At 34.1% G+C, this 21475-nt stretch carries 11 protein-coding genes, 4 tRNA genes, 3 rRNA genes and 1 other annotated feature; of the genes, 17 read left to right on the forward strand and 1 reads right to left on the reverse strand.

The features are described 5' to 3' along the window. Positions 1-4: 4 nt before the first annotated feature. The 17 genes from recF (at position 5) to CLAU_RS10435 (ending at position 19583) form a co-directional block, all read left to right on the forward strand. A complete protein-coding gene (recF, locus tag CLAU_RS10355) occupies positions 5-1105 on the forward strand; it encodes a DNA replication/repair protein RecF (protein WP_013236718.1) in 1101 nt (366 codons plus the stop codon). An 18-nt stretch (positions 1106-1123) separates the two neighbouring features. Continuing rightward, on the forward strand, positions 1124-1387 hold the full coding sequence (gene remB, locus CLAU_RS10360) for an extracellular matrix regulator RemB (protein ID WP_013236719.1): 264 nt from the start codon (positions 1124-1126) through the stop codon (positions 1385-1387). Between the two features lie 20 nt (positions 1388-1407). After that, entirely contained in the window at positions 1408-3318 is a 1911-nt protein-coding gene (gene gyrB / locus CLAU_RS10365; protein WP_174377515.1) for a DNA topoisomerase (ATP-hydrolyzing) subunit B, read from the forward strand. Between the two features lie 17 nt (positions 3319-3335). Continuing rightward, positions 3336-5807, forward strand: a complete 2472-nt coding sequence (gene gyrA / locus CLAU_RS10370) for a DNA gyrase subunit A (RefSeq protein ID WP_013236721.1) — start codon at positions 3336-3338, stop codon at positions 5805-5807. 497 nt (positions 5808-6304) lie between these two features. Continuing rightward, positions 6305-7814 (forward strand): 16S ribosomal RNA (locus CLAU_RS10375). Between the two features lie 284 nt (positions 7815-8098). Continuing rightward, positions 8099-10988: ribosomal RNA gene (locus CLAU_RS10380) — 23S ribosomal RNA — on the forward strand. A gap of 207 nt (positions 10989-11195) precedes the next feature. Further along, positions 11196-11312, forward strand: a 5S ribosomal RNA gene (gene rrf / locus CLAU_RS10385). Together the 16S, 23S and 5S rRNA genes with 1 tRNA gene alongside form the textbook arrangement of a ribosomal RNA operon. Before the next feature lie 5 nt (positions 11313-11317). Then, positions 11318-11394: transfer RNA gene (locus CLAU_RS10390), tRNA-Ile, on the forward strand. A gap of 92 nt (positions 11395-11486) precedes the next feature. Further along, positions 11487-11990, forward strand: a complete 504-nt coding sequence (locus CLAU_RS10395) for an HDIG domain-containing metalloprotein (RefSeq protein WP_013236722.1) — start codon at positions 11487-11489, stop codon at positions 11988-11990. Between the two features lie 119 nt (positions 11991-12109). Beyond that, positions 12110-12625, forward strand: coding sequence for a transcription repressor NadR (locus CLAU_RS10400; protein ID WP_013236723.1), 516 nt, complete (start codon positions 12110-12112; stop codon positions 12623-12625). 45 nt (positions 12626-12670) lie between these two features. Next, positions 12671-15388, forward strand: a complete 2718-nt coding sequence (locus tag CLAU_RS10405) for a UPF0182 family protein (protein WP_023162504.1) — start codon at positions 12671-12673, stop codon at positions 15386-15388. A gap of 75 nt (positions 15389-15463) precedes the next feature. Beyond that, on the forward strand, positions 15464-16855 hold the full coding sequence (locus tag CLAU_RS10410; protein ID WP_013236725.1) for an FAD-dependent oxidoreductase: 1392 nt from the start codon (positions 15464-15466) through the stop codon (positions 16853-16855). A 15-nt stretch (positions 16856-16870) separates the two neighbouring features. After that, positions 16871-17221, forward strand: a complete 351-nt coding sequence (locus tag CLAU_RS10415) for a DUF1667 domain-containing protein (RefSeq protein ID WP_013236726.1) — start codon at positions 16871-16873, stop codon at positions 17219-17221. A 109-nt stretch (positions 17222-17330) separates the two neighbouring features. Continuing rightward, positions 17331-17528, forward strand: a binding site (T-box leader). 66 nt (positions 17529-17594) lie between these two features. Continuing rightward, complete coding sequence (serS, locus tag CLAU_RS10420; protein WP_013236727.1) at positions 17595-18875, forward strand: serine--tRNA ligase; 1281 nt, start codon at positions 17595-17597, stop codon at positions 18873-18875. Between the two features lie 257 nt (positions 18876-19132). Continuing rightward, positions 19133-19223, forward strand: a tRNA-Ser gene (locus CLAU_RS10425). Between the two features lie 29 nt (positions 19224-19252). After that, positions 19253-19343 (forward strand) — tRNA-Ser (locus tag CLAU_RS10430). 163 nt (positions 19344-19506) lie between these two features. Next, positions 19507-19583, forward strand: a tRNA-Arg gene (locus tag CLAU_RS10435). A gap of 95 nt (positions 19584-19678) precedes the next feature. Here CLAU_RS10435 and CLAU_RS10440 read toward each other — a convergent pair. Next, positions 19679-20854 (reverse strand): tyrosine-type recombinase/integrase, encoded by a 1176-nt coding sequence (locus CLAU_RS10440; protein WP_013236728.1) that lies wholly within the window; start codon positions 20852-20854, stop codon positions 19679-19681. Positions 20855-21475 lie beyond the last annotated feature (621 nt).

Consider the following 21475-nt stretch of genomic DNA (forward strand, 5'->3'; position numbering starts at 1 on the left):
TTATATGTATATCAAGTATTTAAAACTTATTAATTTTAGAAACTATAAAGAACTAGAAATGGAATTTGATAAAAATTTAAATGTATTTATAGGAGATAATGCACAAGGAAAAACAAATATATTAGAGAGTATATACTATTGCAGTATAGGCAAGTCACCAAGAACAAATAAGGATAAGGAATTAATAAATTGGAATGGCAAATATGCTTATATAAAAGCTGGGGTATATAGTTCATCACACAACTTAAATGATAAAAAAATAGAGATAAAGATATTCAAAGAAGGCAAAAAGGGAATAAACATAAATTCTATAAGGGTAAATAAACTGTCTGAACTTATGGGAATTTTTAATGTAGTAATGTTTTCTCCAGAAGATTTAAAAATAATAAAAGAATCTCCTTCTTTCAGAAGAAAATTTTTAGATATAGAGCTGTGTAAATTCAGTAAAAGATATTATTATAACTTAGTTCAATATAACAAGGTTCTAAGTGAAAGAAATTTATTACTTAGAAAACGGAATAACAGTAATAGTGATATTCTTGATATATATGATATCCAGTTGTCTAAATATGGTGCAGTTATAATAGATCTCAGAAATAAATACATAAACAAACTTAGCAAAATGGGTAAAATTATTCATGAAGATATAACTTCACAAACTGAAAAAATAGAATTTAAATATGTAACATCTATAACAGACTTAGATAATATAGAAAACAGCTTGTTTAAAGTTTTGGAAACTAATAGGCAAAGGGATATAGAAAAAGGTATTACCCTCTATGGTCCACATAGGGATGATTTTGTTACGAGCATAAATGGTATAAACGTAAGAAACTTCGGTTCCCAAGGACAACAAAGGACATCAGTTCTAACTATGAAATTTGCGTCTCTTGAAATAATAAAAGAAATTACAGGAGAATATCCCGTTTTATTACTGGATGATGTTTTATCTGAACTAGATGCAAATAGACAAAAGTATATATTAAATTCTATAGATGAAATACAAACATTTATAACGGGTACAGGAATTGGCGACATTAAAAAAAATGTAAAAAAAGAAAATCAAATATTTATTGTAAAGAGTGGAAAGATGAATAGAATTTAATTTTGAAAGGAGATTGTTATGTTTTTACATTTAGGTGAAAATATAGTTGTTCCGATAAAAGATATAATTGGAATATTTGATATTGAAACTTCAACATATAATTCTGATACAACCCAATTTTTAAGAATGGCTGAAGAAGATGGATTTGTTCAAAAAATTACAAAAGATAAACCTAAATCATTCATTATTGCGGAAGTAAATAAAAAAAGTAGAATTTATTTATCACCTATATCTTCATCCACACTAGCTAAAAGGTCAGAAATTTTATGTTACGAACTCTAAAATAGGAGGATATAGGTATGATGCAAGAAAAAAAGCAAACTTATGATGAAAATCAAATACAAGTATTAGAAGGTCTTGAAGCTGTTAGAAAAAGACCTGGAATGTATATTGGAAGTACTAGTTCTAGGGGGCTTCATCATTTAGTGTATGAGATAGTTGATAATAGCATAGATGAGGCATTGGCAGGATATTGCGATAAAATAAATGTAATTATACATAAAGATAATTCTATAACAGTTACGGATAATGGTAGAGGAATGCCTGTTGGAATGCACCATAAAATGAAGAAACCAACTGTAGAAGTTATAATGACTATACTACATGCAGGAGGGAAATTTGGTGGTGGAGGATACAAAGTTTCCGGCGGACTTCATGGAGTTGGAGCATCAGTTGTAAATGCTTTATCTGAAATCTGTGAAGTTGAAGTAAAAAGAGAAAGCCATATATGGAGACAGGTATTTAAAAGAGGAAAAGTAGCAAGCGGACTTGACATAATAGGTGATAGTGAGGAGCACGGAACAAAAATTCACTTTAAACCAGATGCAGAAATATTTGATGAAATAGAATATGATTATGATACATTGGCTCAAAGGCTTAGAGAATTGGCATTTTTAAACAAGGGTATAAAAATAAGGTTAGAAGATGAGAGAGATGATAAAGAAGAAATATTTCACTATGAAGGTGGAATAAAGTCCTTTGTAACTTATCTTAATAGAAATAAACAACCAATTCATAAAGAGCCTATATACGTAGAAGGCAAAAAAGATGACTACTCTGTAGAAATTGCTATTCAATACAATGATGGGTATACTGAAAATATTTTTGCTTTTGCTAATAACATAGATACAGTAGAAGGTGGAACTCATTTAGCTGGATTTAAGTCAGCACTTACTAGAGTATTTAATGATTATGCAAAAAAATTTGGTATATTAAAAGAAAATGATAAGAACCTATCAGGAGAAGATATAAGGGAAGGCCTTACTGCAGTTATATCTGTAAAACTTGTAGACCCTCAATTTGAAGGCCAGACGAAAACAAAACTAGGAAATAGTGAAGTGCGTGGTATAGTTGACAGCATAATGGGAGAGTCCTTAAATAATTTTTTACAGGAAAATCCTCAAGTAGCAAAGATGATACTTGATAAATCACTTATGGCATCACGTGCTAGAGAAGCGGCAAGAAAAGCAAGAGAGCTTACAAGACGTAAATCTATACTTGAAAATACTTCTCTTCCAGGAAAATTAGCAGATTGTTCATCTAAAGATCCTTCTGAATGTGAAATATATTTAGTCGAGGGTGATTCTGCAGGTGGATCTGCAAAACAAGGTAGAAATAGAAAATTTCAAGCTATACTTCCGCTACGTGGTAAAATAATGAATGTTGAGAAACAAAGGCTTGACAAAATACTTGGCTATGAAGAAATAAGAGCTATGATAACGGCATTTGGAGCAGGTATAGGAAAAGACTTTGATGTAAATAAAATAAGATACAATAAAATAATAATAATGACAGATGCAGATGTAGATGGTGCGCACATAAGAACATTATTACTTACTTTTTTCTTCAGATATATGAAGGAACTTGTTGAAAAATGTCACGTTTATATAGCTCAACCACCTTTATATAGAGTAGCTAAAGGGAAGAAGGAATACTACGCATATTCAGATGATGAATTAGATGTATTGCTTACTGAAATAGGTGGGAAAGACAGTAATGTAGATATACAAAGATATAAAGGACTTGGAGAAATGGATTCAGAGCAACTTTGGGATACTACAATGAATCCTGAAACAAGGACTCTTATTCAAGTAAATGTAGAGGACACTATGGCTGCTGATGAAATCTTTACTATACTTATGGGTGACAAGGTAGAACCTCGTAGAAATTTTATACAAGAAAATGCTAAAAAAGTTGTAAACTTAGATATATAAGTAGAGAGGTGTAATAGATGTTTGATGAAGGAAAAATTTTACCAGTAGACATAAGCCGTGAAATGAAAAAAAGTTATATAGACTATGCCATGAGTGTTATTGTAAGCCGTGCACTTCCAGATGTACGTGATGGATTAAAGCCAGTTCACAGAAGAATACTGTACTCTATGTATGAGTTAGGACTTACTCCTGAAAAGGGATATAGGAAGTGTGCAAGAATTGTAGGAGATGTTTTAGGTAAATATCATCCACATGGAGATACAGCAGTTTATGATGCTCTAGTTAGATTGGCACAAGACTTCTCTATTAGGTATACTCTAGTTGATGGTCATGGAAATTTTGGTTCAGTAGATGGAGATAGTGCGGCAGCAATGAGGTATACTGAAGCTAAAATGAATAAGATAACACTTGAAATGCTAAGGGGAATAAATAAAAATACAGTAGATTTCGTTCCAAACTTTGATGGTGAAGAAAAAGAACCTTCAGTTTTACCTTCAAGATTTCCTAATTTGCTTGTAAATGGTTCTGCTGGAATAGCAGTAGGTATGGCTACAAATATACCACCTCATAATCTTACTGAAGTTATAAATGGTGTCATAATGATAATAGACAATCCAGATATAACAATTAGTGAGCTTATGACATCTATAAAAGGTCCTGATTTCCCAACTGCAGGAATAATAATTGGCACATCAGGTATAAGAAGTGCCTATGAAACTGGAAGAGGAAAAATATTAGTAAGGGCTAAAGCTGAAATTGAAGAAGTTAAAGGTAGAAACAGAATAATAATAACTGAAATTCCATATCAAGTTAATAAATCAAAGCTTATAGAAAATATGGCTGACCTTGTTAAGAATAAAAAGATAGATGGAATATCTGATATTAGAGATGAATCAGATAGAGATGGAATGAGAATAGTTATAGAATTAAAAAGAGATGCAAATCCTAATGTAACTCTTAATCAGCTGTACAAACATACAAGGATGCAGGATACTTTTGGAATTATAATGATTTCTCTTGTAAATAATGAACCCAAAGTACTGAATTTAAAGCAGATGCTTGTATATTATTTACAATTTCAAGAAGAAATTGTAACTAGAAGAACTAAATTCGATTTAGACAAAGCTCAAGCTAGAGCTCATATTCTAGAAGGATTAAAAATAGCATTAGATCATATAGATGAGGTAATACATCTAATAAGATCATCTAAAACTGCAGAGAATGCAAGGAATGGGTTAATGTCTGAATTTAGTCTTTCAGAAAAACAGGCTCAAGCTATCTTGGATATGAGACTTCAAAGACTTACAGGTCTTGAAAGAGAAAAAATTGAAAATGAATATAATGAATTGATGGAAACAATAAAACATCTCAAGGAAATACTAGAAAATAAAGAATTGCTGCTGAAGATAATTAAAGATGAATTAATTGAGATAAGAGATAAATATGGTGATGAAAGAAAAACTGAAATACAGATAAGCAATGATGATATAAATATTGAAGATCTTATTGAAGAGCAGGAAGTAGTAATAACGCTAACTCATTCAGGATATATAAAAAGAATTTCTGCTGATACCTATTCTTCCCAAAGAAGAGGGGGAAAGGGAATACAAGCAATGTCTACAAAAGAGGATGACTTTGTAGAGCACATATTTATTACATCAACCCATAATAATATTTTATTTTTCACTAACAAAGGTAAAGTATATAAATTAAAGGGTTATGAAATTCCTGATGCGGGTAGAACGGCTAAAGGAACAAATTTAGTTAATTTAATACCTCTACAAGGAGACGAACAAATTCAAGCAGTTATATCCTTTAAGGAAGTTGATAAGGACAATTATTTTATCATGGCTACTAGATGTGGATTGATAAAGAAGACTAAGATAAGTCAATATGCTTCTATAAGAAAAAATGGATTAAATGCTATAAATTTAAAAGATGAAGATGAACTTATAGGAGTTAGAATGACTACGGGTGAGAGTGAAATTCTTATTTTCACTAAAAATGGATATGCTATAAGATTCAGTGAAGATGATGTAAGACCTACGGGAAGAAATACAACGGGAGTAAGAGCCATAACTTTAAGAACTGGTGATATAGCTGTAGCTATGGATATCGTAGATAAGTCTCAAGATGTTCTCGTAATTAGTGAGAATGGATTTGGTAAAAGAACTCCAGTATCCGAATACACTATTCATAGAAGAGGTGGAAAAGGAATTATCACTTACAAAGTTACAGAAAAAACCGGCTTAATAGTTGGTGCTAGAGTTGTAAAAGATGAGGATGAAATGATGCTCATAAATAGCAGTAATGTAGCTATAAGGCTCAATGTATCTGAGATTTCTGTTACAAATAGAAATACTATGGGAGTTACTCTTATGAGAACAGATGAAGAACAAAGGGTTGTTGCAATTGCTAAGATAAATTGCAGTGATGATACAAGTGATAATACAAGTAATGATATAGATGATAAAAAAGTAGAAGAATAATAAGTCCATTTAGATTAAATAGTATTAAATGGTTTAAATAAAATAAATACTAGTGTCTTGATTAGGATACTAGTATTTATTTTGTTATATTAAAAAAGCAACATAACCTAGTGTGTCAGTATAAGAATATTTAAGGAATAAGTATTATAGTGTATGTATTATAAGATAATTTTATATAATGGTGATATTTTTGAATTATGCATATACGTAATGTGTTAGAATAGCAACTGTCGTCATCAAGCGAAGATATTAATTTGAGAATATCAATTGTAATGTCTCGTGCAATTCAAAATTACGTTTTGAAAAAAAGATGTTGACAAAGTAAGAAATAGATGATATACTATAAAAGCTGTCGAAGTGAGACAGCAAAATGATCCTTGAAAATTAAACAGAGGAAGATATAAGTACAACTTATTTAGAATAAACCAGCAATTCTTTTGAGCTGCGAAAGCAGCTAAAAAAGTAATTTCGTAATAAAAAGAGTCAATACAAACTTTTAAATTAAGAGTTTGATCCTGGCTCAGGACGAACGCTGGCGGCGTGCTTAACACATGCAAGTCGAGCGATGAAGCTCCTTCGGGAGTGGATTAGCGGCGGACGGGTGAGTAACACGTGGGTAACCTACCTCAAAGAGGGGGATAGCCTCCCGAAAGGGAGATTAATACCGCATAATAATCAGTTTTCACATGGAGACTGATTTAAAGGAGTAATCCGCTTTGAGATGGACCCGCGGCGCATTAGCTAGTTGGTAGGGTAACGGCCTACCAAGGCGACGATGCGTAGCCGACCTGAGAGGGTGATCGGCCACATTGGAACTGAGAGACGGTCCAGACTCCTACGGGAGGCAGCAGTGGGGAATATTGCACAATGGGCGAAAGCCTGATGCAGCAACGCCGCGTGAGTGAAGAAGGTTTTCGGATTGTAAAGCTCTGTCTTTGGGGACGATAATGACGGTACCCAAGGAGGAAGCCACGGCTAACTACGTGCCAGCAGCCGCGGTAATACGTAGGTGGCGAGCGTTGTCCGGAATTACTGGGCGTAAAGAGTGCGTAGGCGGATATTTAAGTGAGATGTGAAATACCCGGGCTTAACCCGGGCACTGCATTTCAAACTGGATATCTAGAGTGCGGGAGAGGAGAATGGAATTCCTAGTGTAGCGGTGAAATGCGTAGAGATTAGGAAGAACACCAGTGGCGAAGGCGATTCTCTGGACCGTAACTGACGCTGAGGCACGAAAGCGTGGGTAGCAAACAGGATTAGATACCCTGGTAGTCCACGCCGTAAACGATGAGTACTAGGTGTAGGAGGTATCGACCCCTTCTGTGCCGCAGTAAACACAATAAGTACTCCGCCTGGGAAGTACGATCGCAAGATTAAAACTCAAAGGAATTGACGGGGGCCCGCACAAGCAGCGGAGCATGTGGTTTAATTCGAAGCAACGCGAAGAACCTTACCTGGACTTGACATACCCTGAATATCTTAGAGATAAGAGAAACCCTTCGGGGCAGGGATACAGGTGGTGCATGGTTGTCGTCAGCTCGTGTCGTGAGATGTTAGGTTAAGTCCTGCAACGAGCGCAACCCCTGTTGTTAGTTGCTAACATTTAGTTGAGCACTCTAGCAAGACTGCCGCGGTTAACGCGGAGGAAGGTGGGGATGACGTCAAATCATCATGCCCCTTATGTCCAGGGCAACACACGTGCTACAATGGGCAGTACAGAGAGAAGCAAGACCGCAAGGTGGAGCAAACCTCAAAAACTGCCCCCAGTTCGGATTGCAGGCTGAAACTCGCCTACATGAAGTTGGAGTTGCTAGTAATCGCGAATCAGAATGTCGCGGTGAATACGTTCCCGGGCCTTGTACACACCGCCCGTCACACCATGAGAGCTGGCAACACCCGAAGTCCGTAGTCTAACTTAGGAGGACGCGGCCGAAGGTGGGGTTAGTAATTGGGGTGAAGTCGTAACAAGGTAGCCGTAGGAGAACCTGCGGCTGGATCACCTCCTTTCTAGGGAGTCGAAAGATAGAGTATAATCTATCTTATAAATTGATGGTTTAAGTAAGTTAGAAAGTCTACTCTGTTTAATTTTGAAGGATCAGATAGATTCTTCTTTCAGTTTACAAGCAATTAGGAATGTAAATTGAAAAATTGTCCTTTGAAAATTGCACAGTAAATAAGAAATAAAGTAAAGCTAAGGTTATAATATAACCTTTGTAGAATAAACTTTAATATCATTTTAAAGATTTAAGATGATACAAAGAAAATTACTAAAAGTAATTTTCAATAATAAAGGTCAAGCTACAAAGGGCGCATGGAGGATGCCTTGGCACCAGGAGCCTAAGAAGGACGCGATAAGCTGCGAAAAGCTCTGGGTAGGCGCAAATAGCCAGAGAACCAGAGATATCCGAATGGGGAAACCCACCTAGACAACGCTAGGTACTGCAAACTGAATACATAGGTTTGTAGAGGCAAACCCGGGGAACTGAAACATCTAAGTACCCGGAGGAAGAGAAAGAAACATCGATTTCCTAAGTAGCGGCGAGCGAAAGGGAAAGAGCCCAAACCAGGAACTTGTTCCTGGGGTTGCGGATAGATCATAAAAACTGTGAAGTGTTAATTGAAGAGAGCTGGAAGGCTCCGCCGTAGAAGGTAAAAGCCCTGTAAATGAAAACAAAGAGCAGTCAGATCTAATCCAGAGTACCACGAGACACGAGAAACCTTGTGGGAAACAGGGAGGACCACCTCCCAAGGCTAAATACTACCTGGTGACCGATAGAGAAGGAGTACCGTGAGGGAAAGGTGAAAAGAACCCCGGGAGGGGAGTGAAATAGAACCTGAAACCGTGTGTCCACAAACAGTCGAAGTACGTAAAGTACGACGGCGTGCTTTTTGTAGAACGAGCCAGCGAGTTATGATATGCAGCAAGGTTAAGTACTTAAGGTACGGAGCCGGAGGGAAACCGAGTCTGAAAAGGGCGAAAAGTTGTATGTTGTAGACCCGAAACCGAGTGACCTATCCATGGCCAGGTTGAAGCGGAAGTAAAATTCCGTGGAGGACCGAACCACGTTGGTGTTGAAAAACCATGGGATGAGCTGTGGATAGCGGAGAAATTCCAATCGAACTCGGAGATAGCTGGTTCTCCTCGAAATAGCTTTAGGGCTAGCGTCGGAAATGAGTAATGGAGGTAGAGCACTGAATGGGGTAGGGGCTGACAACAGTTACTGAACCTTATCAAACTCCGAATGCCATATACTTGAATTCCGGCAGTCAGACTGCGAATGATAAGATCCGTGGTCAAAAGGGAAACAGCCCAGACCACCAGCTAAGGTCCCAAAGTGTAAGTTAAGTGGGAAAGGATGTGTGATTTCTAAGACAACTAGGATGTTGGCTCAGAAGCAGCCACTCATTTAAAGAGTGCGTAATAGCTCACTAGTCAAGAGATCATGCGCCGAAAATGTCCGGGGCTAAAACTTACCACCGAAGCTGTGGACTCGAAAGAGTGGTAGAGGAGCATCCTGTATGAGTAGAAGTCGTACCGGAAGGAACGGTGGATTGTACAGGAGAGAGAATGCTGGCATAAGTAGCGAGAAATAAGTGAGAATCTTATTGGTCGAAAACCTAAGGTTTCCTGGGGAAGGTTCGTCCGCCCAGGGTAAGTCGGGACCTAAGCCGAGGCCGAAAGGCGTAGGTGATGGACAATCGGTTGAAATTCCGATACCGCATAAAAGCGTTTGACAAAAGGGATGACGCAGGAGGATAAGGTGTGCATACAAATGGATGTATGTCTAAGCATCGAGTCAGGTATACCAGGAAAATCCGGTATATCAATGATGAGGTGTTATGGGGAACCCGCAAGGGGAAGTACCTGATTTCACGCTGCCGAGAAAAGTCTCTATGGAGTTTTTATGTGCCCGTACCGCAAACCGACACAGGTAGGTGAGGAGAGAATCCTAAGACCATCGGAAGAATTGTTGTTAAGGAACTAGGCAAATTAACCCCGTAACTTAGGGAGAAGGGGAGCCACGCAAGTGGCCGCAGAGAAAAGGCTCAAGCAACTGTTTATCAAAAACACAGGTTTCTGCTAAAGCGAAAGCTGAAGTATAGGAGCTGACGCCTGCCCGGTGCTGGAAGGTTAAGGGGAAGACTTAGCGCAAGCGAAGGTCAGAACTTAAGCCCCAGTAAACGGCGGCCGTAACTATAACGGTCCTAAGGTAGCGAAATTCCTTGTCGGGTAAGTTCCGACCCGCACGAATGGCGTAATGATTTGAGCACTGTCTCGACAACAAATCCGGCGAAATTGAAGTGCAAGTGAAGATGCTTGCTACCCGCGATTGGACGGAAAGACCCCGTAGAGCTTTACTGCAGTTTAGCACTGAATTTCGGTATTGTCTGTACAGGATAGGTGGGAGACTAGGAAGTAGTGGCGCCAGCCATTACCGAGTCGATGTTGGGATACCACCCTGATAGTACTGGGATTCTAACCGGGCTCCATGAAACTGGAGACGGGACAATGTTAGGCGGGCAGTTTGACTGGGGCGGTCGCCTCCTAAAAAGTAACGGAGGCGTACAAAGGTTCCCTCAGAAGGGTTAGAAATTCTTCGAAGAGTGCAAAGGCAGAAGGGAGCTTGACTGCGACACAAACAGGTGGAGCAGGGACGAAAGTCGGGCTTAGTGATCCGGTGGTACCTCGTGGGAGGGCCATCGCTCAACGGATAAAAGCTACCTCGGGGATAACAGGCTGATCTCCCCCAAGAGTTCACATCGACGGGGAGGTTTGGCACCTCGATGTCGGCTCGTCGCATCCTGGGGCTGAAGTAGGTCCCAAGGGTTGGGCTGTTCGCCCATTAAAGCGGCACGCGAGCTGGGTTCAGAACGTCGTGAGACAGTTCGGTCCCTATCCGTCGCGGGCGCAGGAAATTTGAGAGGAGCTGTCCTTAGTACGAGAGGACCGGGATGGACCGACCGCTGGTGAACCAGTTGTTCCGCCAGGAGCATAGCTGGGTAGCCAAGTTGGGAAGGGATAAACGCTGAAAGCATCTAAGTGTGAAGCCCACCTCAAGATAAGATTTCCCATAGCGTAAGCTAGTAAGACCCCTCGAAGAACACGAGGAGATAGGTCAGAGGTGTAAGCAGGGCAACTTGTTAAGCTGACTGATACTAATAGGTCGAGGGCTTGACCAAATAAAAACGAAAGAAAAAAAGTTTACTGTGCAATTTTGAGAGGACAGAGTAATTTGAACTCTTAAAAGTTAATATAAAAGAAAATTGATAGAAGCGAGCAGATTGAGGAAAGGCTTGAATGAGGAGTAGAGTTTACTTGTGTAAATGAGCACCGCAATGAAAGACTTGACGAAAATATGAGAAGCTTATAGCAATTTTCGATGATAATCTGGTGGTAATGACGTGAAGGTAACACCCCTTTCCATACCGAACAGGAAGGTTAAGCTTCAGGGTGCCGATGGTACTGCAGGGGAGGCTCTGTGGGAGAATAGGTCGCTGCCAGGTAATAAGGATCTTTAGCTCAGTTGGTTAGAGCAACCGGCTCATAACCGGTGGGTCCGGGGTTCGAGTCCCTGAAGGTCCACCATGAAAAGAACTACATAGTTTTATGTAGTTCTTTTATTTTTTGTCCGTATTATGGTACACTTTAAATAGTGTATTAGTTGGAGGAGATTTATATTGATATTTTATAGAATAAAGCAGTTTTATTGGGCATTAACTTCTAGAATTAATGAACAAGATAGTAGGTTTATAAAAAGTATTTTAAGCATAGAAGAATTAAAGCTGTTTAATAAACTGTCCATAAATGAACAAAAACATTGCGTAAAAGTAGCATATGATGTAGAGCGTATTTGTAATAGTAAGAAGGGTAAAGTAGATGAGAAATTGCTTCTAAAGGCTGCTCTTTTACATGATATAGGTAAAATACATAGAAAGCTAAATTTAATAGACAAATCATTTATAGTATCAATGGATAGAATTTCAAAAGGAAAATTAAGAAAATTTTCTCAAAAGCAAAAGATAAATGTATATTACAATCATAGTAAAATAGGAGTAGATCTATTGAAAAAGATAGAGTATAATGAAAAATTATTTTATTTGATAGAAAATCATCATAATAACGATATTCATCATAATAACTTGGAGTTAAAAATATTAAAGTATTGTGATAAAAGAAATTAAACTTATAAGTCAAATTTTTTAAATTTATAAGTATTTTATGTGTATAAATTTATTCCAGTTTTTATGATATAATTAATGTATAAGTGTATAAGTGTATAAGTGTATAAGTGGAGGTTAAGATGGATTCAAAAAAAAGAAGAATATATATTAAAGAAATTCTTGAAAAAAATGATAAACCTCAAAAAGGGCATATTTTGGCAGAAAAATTAGGGGTTACTAGGCAAATAATAGTTAAAGATATAGCAATTTTAAGAGCAGAAGGTAAAGATATAATAGCAACTCCAGATGGTTATCTGATTCCAAAAGCAGAAAAAAATTTAGTTAAGGCTGTAATAGCAGTTTCACACGAAACAAATGAAATAGAGGATGAACTTAAAACTATAGTTAAATTTGGGGGTAAAGTACAGGATGTAATAGTAGAGCATCCCCTTTATGGTGAAATAAAAAGTATGCTTATGATAAAAAATTTGTATGATGTTGAAAATTTTATAAATAAAATAAAACAGTATAAAGCAGAACCACTATTGATATTAACAGGAGGTGTGCATTTACATACTATAGTTGCAGAAAACGATGACATAATTAAGAATATAAAAAGGGAATTGAAAGAGAAAAAGTATATTATTTCTGACTAATCCATAGCTAAGAGTTTTTATATTTATAAAAGAGGTGGTTGTATTATGAAGAGGAAAATGGCAATAGGTATTTTTATTTTAGTTTTAGTATTGTGTATTTCATTTTTAAATAATATCGTAAATTTCGTAATAAATATACAGTGGTATAAACAAGTAGGATACTTATCTGTTTATTTTACCAAACTTGTAGCGGTATGTAAGCTTATGATACCTTTATTTATTATAAGCTTTATAGGAATATGGTTATATTATAAAAGTTTAAGGGTAAGCATTATAAAGTATAGAAAAGTTGTTGAGGTAAAAAGTAGTAAAGTTAAAATTGAGAGAAAAATAGTTTTTTTTATTGATTTAATTGTGTCTTTTTTAGCTTCTTATGTATTTGCATCAGCTTATTGGTATAGAATTTTACAATTCACAAATTCAGTACCTTTCAACAAAAAAGACCCAATTTTAAATTTAGATATTTCTTTTTATATATTTAAATTACCGCTTATACAATCCATATACAGTGCACTCGTAAGCTTATTTATTTTATTAGGATTGATAACTCTTTTTACATACTTTATATTAAGTATGAAGGATAAATTTGTATCACGAAATTTTAAGAGAAATTTTGGTAAAATAAATATATTAGATAGTGGGCTTACTAGATTTGCAGGAAAACAATTGGCAGTTTTAGCTGCTCTTATAATATTGTGTATATCAATAGGATATATTTTAAAGTGTATTAACCTTGTTTATAGTCAAAATGGAGTAGCATTTGGTGCAAGTTATACAGATGCTCATGTAAGTTTGTTGTTCTATAAAATTATTGCAGTAGCATCTTTTATTGCTGCTATAGTTATATTTATTAGTATAATTAGAGTTAAAATTAAACCTATAGTGGCATCTATAGTTGTAATAATAGTTTTAATTATAAGTGGAAATCTAATGGCTTTTGTTGTTCAAAATTTTGTGGTTAAATCCAATCAAAAAACTTTAGAAAGTCCATATATAAAATATAATATAGATTATACCCGTAGTGCATTTAATATTGATAATGTGGATACTAGGTCTTTTGAAGTCAAGGATGATTTAACTTCAAAGGATATAGAAAATAATATGGATACGATAAATAATATAAGGATAAATTCTTTTGATCCTACACTTGAATTTTACAATCAAGTTCAAATTATAAGATATTATTATAACTTTAATAATATTGATATAGATAGATATAATATAAATGGAAAATTTAATCAAGTTTTTGTAGGTGCAAGGGAAATAAACAGCAAGGCAATAGATCCAAATACATGGCAAAATAGACATCTTATATATACCCATGGTTATGGAATAGTTATGAATAAAGTTAATTCTGTAACTTCAGAAGGGCAACCTAACTTTGTCATAAAAGATATGCCACCTAATAATTCTACTGATATAAAAATTGGAAATCCAAGAATATATTTTGGTGAAAAAACGGATAACTATGCAGTAGTTAATACTAAAATAGGTGAATTTGATTATCCTAAAGGAAGTAATAATGCAACTAATATTTATAATGGAACAGATGGAATAAAATTAGGATTCCTAAATAGATTATTATTTGCAATAAATCAAAAGGATTTAAATTTCTTATTATCCAGGGATATATCAAAGGAAAGTAAGATATTGATAAATAGGAATATAGTTGATAGAGTCAATAAAATAGCACCTTTTTTAAACTATGACTCAGATCCTTATATAGTTGCAAGTGGAGGAAAGCTATATTGGGTATTAGATGGATACACTGTTTCAAATAGATATCCTTTTTCACAACCTCAGAATGATGTAAATTATATAAGAAATTCTGTGAAGGTTACTGTAGATGCTTTAAATGGAGACGTAAATTTTTATATAGTGGATAAAACTGATCCTATAATAAAAAGCTATGCAAAAATATTTCCTAACTTATTTAAAAATATGAATCAACTATCACCTGATATAGTTAAGCATTTTAAATATCCAAAGGATTTGTTTAATATTCAATGTAGTGTACTTGGGAAATATCATGTAACAGATCCAGGAGTATTTTATAGTGGAGAAGATTTATGGGAAGTAGCTAAGAACCAAAAACAGGTTAGTGGCGAAAAGAATCTAATGGAGTCTCCTTATGTTGTTATGAAACTTCCAGGTGCTAATAAAGAAGAAATGATATTGCTGCAATATTTTAATATGAGAGATAAGGACAACATGGTAGCTTTATTTGGAGCTAGGATGGATGGAAAAAACTATGGAAAGATGATTCTATACAAATTTCCTCCAGAGAAGACGATATACAGCCCATACTTGTTTAAACAAAAATTAAATCAGGATACGACTATATCTACTCAACTGTCACTTTGGAATAAAGATGGGTCTAAGGTTCAATTTGGTGATACTATGATAGTTCCTATAAATAATTCTTTGGTTTATATAGAGCCTATGTATCTTAGAGCTAGTGGCAAAGATAGTATACCAGAGATGAAAAGAGTCGTAGTATCTTATGGTGATAAAATAATATTAGCTGAAAGTATAGATGATGCTTTGCAGCAAATATTTAATTATAATCAAAATAATCAATTACAAGGAAATAGCACTGCTCAAAGTCAACTAGTGCCTACTAATAACGACAATCAGGAAAAGATACAACAGGCTAAGAGTTTGTATGAGAATGCATTGAACGCACAAAAAAATAGTGATTGGTCAGGATATGGAGATAATATTAAAAAACTTGGAGATATATTGAATTCACTAAGTAAATAGAATTTAGTATAGAGAGTAGAAACAGGGCTATTTTTAGATTATTAAAATAAAGATTTCTTTGAAGGGGAGATTAACATGGATTATGATGTGCTTATATTAGGAGGGGGAATAATAGGATGTGCAGTTTCCTATGAACTTTCAAAGTATAATTTAAATATAGCATTGATTGAAAAAGATTATGATATTGCTAATGATGTAGCACCTATAGATTATTCTATAGTGTATGATGGATTGGAATGTGAAGATATATCATTATCAAAACTTGAATTTGCTGGCAGTAAGATTATGTCTGACTTAGCATCTAAGTTTAATATTTTCTTTGAGAAGAAGGGATACTTACTGTTAGCAGATACTAAAGAAAGTGAGAAAAAACTAATTTGTATGTATAATAAAGCTTTGAATAGGGGCATGGAAAACATACAATTGTTAGATGGAGAAGAAGTACGGAAGATAGAGCCGAATTTAGGAAAAAATATAAAGAAAGCTATCTATTCTAAAAATACGGGGATTATATCACCCTATGATTTAGCTATTTCCTATGGTGAAATTGCTTGTGATAATGGGGTCAATTTTAAGTTAGGTGAAGAAGTTTTGGATATAGAAAGTATATCCAAAGGTTTTAAGGTAGTGACCAATAAAAATAAATTTACATGTAATATGGTACTAAATACGACCCCAGGTAAAAATTATAGTATAGATAGAGAAAATAGGGTAAATCAAAATGTAAAATATTTAGAATATTTTTCCGTAGAAAAAAAGTTAAGCAAACCCTATAATAATATAATTTCTACAATAGGAGATGGGGATAATAAAACATGTATTATACCCGGAAAAGAAAATAAATTATTAGTCGGATTAAAGAATTATGAAAAAATAAGTTATGAAGAGGGACTACAAAAAATAAGTGGTTTTATAAAAGATTTATCACAGGAAAACATTGGCGATTTTTATAATTCACATTTTTATGATGATTTTTTGATTATAGACGATAGTTTAATTGACGAAGATTATATTAAAATAATAGGAAAACATTATGGGCAGGTTACAATGACACCTTCAATTGCAAATATAGTGTGCAAGACAGTAGTAAACAAACTAAATTGCCGCTTGAAAAAGGATTTTGTGGATAAGAGGAGGGAATTCTATAAATTTAGAGAACTTTCTAATGAGGAAAGAAAAAAAATAATAAAACTAAATAGAAAATATGGAAAGGTAATATGTTATTGTAATAAGGTAACAGAGGGTGAAATAATAGATGCCATAAGTAGACCATTGGGGGCACGTACTATAGAAGGTATAAAGAGAAGGACAGGTGCAACTTTTGGAGATTGTAGAGGGACTAGGTGCCTTTATGAAGTAGCATCAATTCTTGCAAGGGAGACTAATAAAAAAATGACTGATATAGTTAAAGATTCTAAAAATTCCAATATCATGGTAGGTAGAATAAAGGAGTTTGATGAAATGTAATTGGGGGAGTTAGAATTGATAAAGGAGAGAACAGGTACTAAATTCGATAGGCAATGTATAGATATTAAAGATAGAGAGGATATTAAAGAAAATTTATATAGCGGAGAAGAAAATTTGAAATTAAAAGAAGATAATAAGTGTGATATATTTACTACTATAGTTAGAATAAAAGGGTGTAATTGCAACGTAGTGCCAGTAAAGAGCTCTAAGCCACTAGATAAAAGCCTGTGGCTTGAATGCTCAAAAGTTTTAGCTAGAATACATGTTGGGGCACCTATAAAAATTGGAGATATAATTTGCAAGAATATACTAAATACGAAGGTGGATATAATTTGCACTAAAAATGTTAATAAAATTACAAAATAATTTCAAATTTACCTTTATTATTTTTAATATCTTGGTTATAATAAATAGTGGAAATATATTTAGTATATATGTAAATTTAGCATTAGAAAAAAATATATATTTAATTAAAAATTAACTGATGAAGAGGTTAGTAGCTTTAAAATGATTTAAGAGAGTCAGTGTCTTGGTGTAAGCTGATATCATAATATTGTGAATCCACCTTGGAAGTACTGATAAAACAGTTCGGTAATACCGTTATAAATTAGAGAGAATTAGCATTAATTTGTTAATTAAATAGGGTGGCAACACGGAGTCTTTCGTCCCTTTAGGGTACGTAAAGGCTCTTTTTATATTATAGGAAACTATATAGATGATTAGGGAGGATTTATAAAATATGTTAGATTTAAAAAGAATAAGAAACAATCCAGAGGAAGTAAAAAAACAACTTTCAAATAGAGGAGAAGATTTCGATCCAGCGACTATCGATGAAGTAATAGCTTTAGATGAGAAGAGAAGAAAAATCCTAGTTGAAGTAGAAGCTTTAAAGAATAAAAGAAATCAAGATTCAGCTCAGATAGCTAAAATGAAAAGAAATGGTGAAAATGCAGATGATTTAGTTGCTGAGATGAAGCATGTATCAGATAACATAAAACAGTATGATACTGAATTATCAGAATTAAATGGAAAGATAGAGTACATAATGCTTAGGATACCTAATATTCCTAATCCTGCAGTTCCAGAAGGAAAATCAGATGAAGATAATGTAGAAATTAGAAAATGGTCAGAGCCTACTAAGTTTGACTTTAAACCTAAAGCTCATTGGGATATAGGTACAGATCTTGATATACTTGACTTTGAAAGAGGTGGAAAGGTATCAGGTTCTAGATTTACATTTTACAAGGGGTTAGGAGCTAAACTTGAAAGAGCTATAATAACTTATTATTTGGATTTTCATACAGAAAAGCATGGATATACAGAAATATTACCCCCTTATATGGTAAATAGGACTAGTATGACTGGTACAGGTCAGCTTCCTAAATTTGAAGAGGATGCTTTTAGAATATCAAATAATGATTACTTTTTAATTCCAACTGCAGAAGTACCAGTAACTAATTTTCATAGAGATGAGGTTTTAAAAGGAGAAAATTTGCCATTGAAATATGTTGCATATAGTGCATGCTTTAGAGCAGAAGCAGGATCAGCAGGAAGAGATACAAGAGGAATAATAAGACAACATCAATTTAATAAAGTTGAAATGGTTAAATTCACAAAACCTGAAGAATCTTATGATGAGCTTGAAAAGCTTACTAATGATGCAGAAGATGTACTTAAAGGACTGAAAATTCCATATAGAGTAGTTAGAATATGTAAGGGAGACTTGGGTTTTACTGCAGCACTTAAGTATGATATAGAGGTTTGGATGCCAAGTTACAATAGATATGTAGAAATATCAAGCTGTAGTAATTTTGAGGATTTCCAGGCAAGACGTGCTAATATAAAATATAAGGAAACTCCAAAAGACAAACCAAGGTATGTACATACTTTAAATGGATCAGGAGTTGCTATAGGTAGAACAGTTGCAGCTATCTTAGAAAACTATCAGCAAGAAGATGGAAGTGTTATAATTCCTGAAATATTAAGACCATATATGGGTGGAAAAGAAGTAATAAAATAAAATTATCTTATAAAATACAATATCTTTAAAATAAGATATTGTGAGAGTATTTTGGGTATATTGAGAGATATAATGAAATAGTTCATTATATCTCCTTTAGTATACTAAATACAGAGAAAATCACATGAATTATCAGGCTTATTTTAGATAAAAAGTAGTTATATTGAATTTTTTATATAAAAATTCAATATAAAAGATAAAAAAATGTTGACATATATGTAGACTGTTGTTATAATAATACTTGTCATGTTGGTCTAGGAAAGATGGTCGAGTTGGTTTAAGGCACCGGTCTTGAAAACCGGCGTACGGGTGACCGTACCAAGGGTTCGAATCCCTTTCTTTCCGCCATATAATAATTATATTTAAACGTAGGGCATGGAGAAATACTCAAGTGGCTGAAGAGGCGCCCCTGCTAAGGGCGTAGATCGGGTAACCGGTGCGAGGGTTCAAATCCCTCTTTCTCCGCCATTATACTTTTAATAATGGCTTAAATATAGTTACTTAAGGAAGTTATCCATTAAAATGGTTACTTCTTTTTTTATTTACTAGGATAGGTATATAAATTTTAACTTGATATAGTAAATAGCCTTGATTTTAATTGGTATTTGTGTTAATATAACACTGTTAATTTGCGTCAGTAGCTCAGTTGGATAGAGCAGTTGGCTACGAACCAGCGTGCCGGGGGTTCGACTCCTCTCTGACGCACCATAATCCATTCCAAACACTGACTTCCAGTGTTTTTTATTTTATCTAAAATCAGATAATTGTCCCCATTTTGTCCCCAAAGTTTTCAATGGGGCATTTTATTTCACATTAAATATAGAATTTATCTTATCAATTGCTTTAAATTTTTCAGGTGGCATTACGTGAGTATAAATATTAGCGGTTATGTTTATATTGCTGTGACCTAATAACATTTGAACTGTTTTAAGCGGTACATTATTTTCAAATAGACGTGTAGCGAAAGTATGTCTTAAGCTATGAAATTTTTTATATGGTATATTATTATTTTTTAATACTCTCTCATAGGAACGTCTTAAATTACGTGGATCTATAGGTAAACCTAGTTCGGTACAAAATACATAATCATTTTTTGTATAGGCCGGACCCGCTTTAATCTTCTCCTCTTTTTGCTGTAATTGATGTTTTTCTAATATTGGTATAAGATTTTCAGGAAAAGGAATAGTCCTAATGCTATTTTTAGTCTTAGGAGTTTGTTCTATAAGGTGATAGTTTCTTTTAGTACCTTCAATAAGAGTAACACCTTTTATAGCTCTTTTGACTGATAAAGTACAATTCTCAAAGTCTATATCACTCCATTTTAAGCCTAATATTTCACCTTCACGTAGGCCGGTACCTAAATCTAGAAGAAACAAAGCTTTTAATCTATGATCCTGTACTGCATTTATAAATTGATTTTGCTCATCTACTGTGAATACGGTTATATCATCTTTTTTATTTTCATTTACTGAATTGCTTTCAGGAATAGTGATGGATTTTCCAATACAATAGTTTCTTACTATGTATCCTTCATCAATACAGTAATTAAAAAAAGATTTAAGCAGCTTATCTAAGTTTTTTATTATACTGGTGCTCTTACCGCTATTAAATAAATCATTATAATAACGCTGTATATCAAGTGATTTAAGTTCTTTTAACTTTACAGGATATAATGGTGAAGATTTTATATAAATCCTATAAACACCCTCATATCGTTCAAATGTAGATGGTTTGACGGTATTCTTAATTTTTTCAAATAGCCATAGTTTACATACATTGCCCAGGGTAAGTTTATCATAATCATTTGAAAGCCCGCTATTTAAGCCATTCTTATATTCTTGCAGTTTATCCTCAGCATCTTTTTTAGATTTGCCATAAAATGTTTTCCTAATTCTATTTCCATCAGAATCTCTTCCTAGATCTACACGAAGTCTATAATACTTTTTACCATTTCTAATACAGTTAGTTTTAGTGGCCATGGTTTTACCCCTTTCCTATTACTTTAAAATTTGTGCGTCCGAAATTCGGACATACAAAATTATGCCAGTGTTTCTGGATTGCGTAGTTACTATCAGATATCATAAAGTAACTACACATCTAAAGTATTAAAATCAATATCCAGGTCATTATATATTCCAACTTTTATTTTATCTGTAAATGAATAAGTCTCAGGAGCGGCATAATACATTGTATCATCCAATCTGGTTTCAAAATTAATTTGCACCGTTTATGGAAATAATATCCACATTAGTGGATATATAATGATTTTTTCTCAGATACATTCATGTTACTAGGTGTTACACATTAGTAAAACTTAAGTATCTTATCTTTAAGTAAGAAATCTATAACATAATGAATATTATTTACCTAGTTTAAATTGAATGGTTCATTTATTCCACTATTACTTCAAGTACAGTACCAATAATATTGTACTTATGGTGTGTGTCAAATTTGACACAGAGGGATTAAATTTTATCCTCCTTTATGTCGCTTGAAATTACAAGCAGGGTGCCATAAATTTACGGCAGGGGTTTTAAGTATTTATGCACAAAGAATATTTTAAAGTTAGTTAATATAATATTCGTCAGTTAAGATTAAAA

This window comes from Clostridium autoethanogenum DSM 10061 (assembly GCF_001484725.1).
GTDB lineage: Bacteria > Bacillota > Clostridia > Clostridiales > Clostridiaceae > Clostridium_B > Clostridium_B ljungdahlii.